Annotated in this window: 3 protein-coding genes; 2 read left to right on the top strand and 1 reads right to left on the bottom strand. The window is 66.8% G+C overall.

Translation table 11 applies throughout. The features are described 5' to 3' along the window. Nucleotides 1-320: LysR substrate-binding domain-containing protein (locus tag AC1D00_RS36435; RefSeq protein WP_477013999.1), on the top strand; the 320-nt coding region annotated here is incomplete at its 5' end. Between the two features lie 165 nt (nt 321-485). On the opposite strand, the gene AC1D00_RS36430 is transcribed toward AC1D00_RS36435, so the two are convergent. Then, the gene (locus AC1D00_RS36430) at nt 486-1559 is read right to left on the bottom strand and encodes a hypothetical protein (protein ID WP_025575702.1); all 1074 of its coding nucleotides are present in this window, start codon (nt 1557-1559) and stop codon (nt 486-488) included. Nucleotides 1560-1808: 249 nt separating this feature from the next. Between AC1D00_RS36430 and AC1D00_RS36425 the strand changes: the two genes are divergently transcribed. Then, the coding region (locus AC1D00_RS36425) for a patatin-like phospholipase family protein (protein ID WP_477013998.1) at nt 1809-2475 on the top strand (667 nt) is incomplete at its 3' end.

Below are 2475 nucleotides of genomic sequence, written 5' to 3'. Positions count from 1 at the left end.
GCATCAACCTCCGCCTGCCGACCTATGGCGGACTCTATGCCTGGGAGTTCGAGAAGCGCGGCCGCGCCATGAAGGTGCGGGTCGACGGCCAGCTCGTGTTCAACACCGGCCTGCTCAGGATGAATGCCGTACTGGCGGGGCTTGGTCTTGCCTATATCCCGGAAGATCTCGTGAAGCGCGAGATCGCCGACGGCCGGCTGATCCGCGTGCTCGCCGACTGGTGCGCGCCGTTCGCGGGCTATCACCTCTATTACCCGAGCCGGCGGCAGCCGACCCCGGCGTTTGCCGTGCTGGTGGAGGCGTTGAGATATCGGAAGTGAGGGGCCGCGCAGACGGTGATGATCGGACTCGTGCTGCGCTCGCAATGACGATGTGGAGAGCCCGACGCCATATCAGCCAGATCGACTCGCGGAGAGTCCCCCTCACCCGGAATCCGCGCTGTGCGCGAATTCCGGTCTCTCCCCGCAAGCGGGGAGAGGCAAGAATCACCGCGCGACGACTTCGACCTCGCCGTCGACGCCGTTGACGACGTTGAAGCCGCGCTCGTAGACCTTGCCCTCGTTCTTGGCGATGGCGCGGTATTCGCCCTCGGAGAGCACGACGCGCGGGAAGGCGCCGATCGACTCCTTGATGACGTCGCCGCCGGGGGTCAGCACCGACCAGGCGGTGTTGGCGAGCGCCTCACCGCCCTTGTCGCTGACGAGCTTGAGCGTGATGACGGCGGCGCGGTGGGTGATGGTGACGTCGGTGAGCTTGCCGGCCTGGACGCGGATGTCCGAGCGCACCACCGAATTGGCGTCGCCATAGTTGGAGATGATGTAGTAGGTGCCCTCCGGTATCAGCACGACGTCGCCCGCCGCGACGTTCGGCACCAGCGAGGCGCGCTCGCCGGATTCGAACTGGCTGCCCTTGTAGATCGCGAACGAGATCTGGTTCTGCGGAATGCGGCTGGTACCGACACGGCCCTCGATGCGCAGGCCGCCGGCCGGCAGCACGAAGGATTCGCGATCGGTCTCGGCCTTCAGGCTGACGGTGCGCACCGCGCTGACGAGCCCGAAGGCGACGTGCACGACGTAATTGCCAGGCGGCAGCACGATATTGGGCGTAGCGCTGCGATCCTCGCGGATCAGCTTGAACGTGCCGTTTTCGTCGGGACGGTCGGCGAACACGCGCCAGACCAGGCCGCTGGTGATCGGGGGGGTGTCCTTGCCGTATTTGGCGGTCAGCGACAGCACGCCCTGTCCGGGCACGGCGGCATTGAGCGGCGCGGCCGGCGGCACGGTCGTGACCGCGGGTGGCGGCATGCTGGGGGACAGCGGCTGCGTCAGGGTCGGCGGCAGGCTGGGGGGAGCCGCCCCCGGCCCGGAGGGTGGCGCCAGGCTGACGGCGCCGCCGGGGTCGGGCACCGATGCGGGGGGCACCGGCGGCGGGCGATCGGAGAAAAGCTGCGCCTGGGCAACGCCTTGACCCAGGATAACGAGGCACGCGGCAAGGATCAGCGCCGGCAGCAGCGATACGCTGCGCCGCCATCCGATGATGCCGTCACCCCCGATAGTCATGCCACCTGCTTTTCACCGAAAACGCGGCAAATTCAAGCCTCTGAAATCCCAAGAAATACGGCCCCGCCACGGTTTGATGGAACCTGGTTGACGCCTGCGTGATTAGACAGGAGGCAACCGCCCCTCGCCATACTCCTGCCCAGCGCCCTCTCCAAAGCGGCATAAACCATGCTCGGCCCCTGATATGGCGGAGAGCGAGTGCGACGCCTAGTCTAGTGGTCCTGGCTGGCCACGCGTAGGAGAGTTCTAGTGCTGGACAGATTGAAGGGCCGCGGCGCGAATGGCTCGAACAGCGAGAAAATCGGCCTCGGAAGCATCCGCCGGCCGGTCATTGGTCTCGCCCTTGGCGGCGGCGCGGCGCGCGGCTTCGCCCATATCGGCATCATCAGGACGCTGCTCGCCAACGGTATCGTGCCCGATGTCGTGGTCGGCACCTCGATTGGCGCCGTGGTCGGCGGCCTCTACGCGTCCGGCAAGCTCGATACGCTGGAGGAGTGGGGCCGCGGTCTGCAAGGCATGCGCAACATCCTTGGTTATCTCGACATCCGCCTCAACGGCTCCGGTCTGATCGGCGGCGAGAAGCTGGCGACCCGGCTCGAGGCAGCGTGCGGCCACACCTTGATCGAGGACCTTCCGATCAAGTTCGCCGCCGTCGCGACCGAGGTTCGCACCGGCCACGAGATCTGGCTGACACGCGGCCGCGTGGTCGACGCGATGCGCGCCTCCTACGCCCTGCCCGGCATCTTCTCACCCGTGCTGATCGGCGATCGCTGGCTGGTCGACGGCGCGCTGGTGAATCCGGTGCCGGTCTCGGCAGCGCGGGCGCTGGGCGCTGAAATCGTCATCGCTGCAAATCTTTCCAGCGACATCTTCACCTATTCGACGACGGTCTATTCGCACGGCGCTGCGCCTGAAC

The organism is Bradyrhizobium sp. P2_E8 (genome assembly GCF_056403875.1).
The sequence above is the reverse complement of the archived record's forward strand: the minus strand, read 5'-3'. Positions and strand labels throughout refer to the sequence as shown.

What these genes read in the sequence shown, in the direction of transcription:
- AC1D00_RS36430 (WP_025575702.1), bottom strand. Translation starts at nt 1,559, where the DNA reads ATGACTATCGGGGGTGACGGCATCATCGGATGGCGGCGCAGCGTATCG.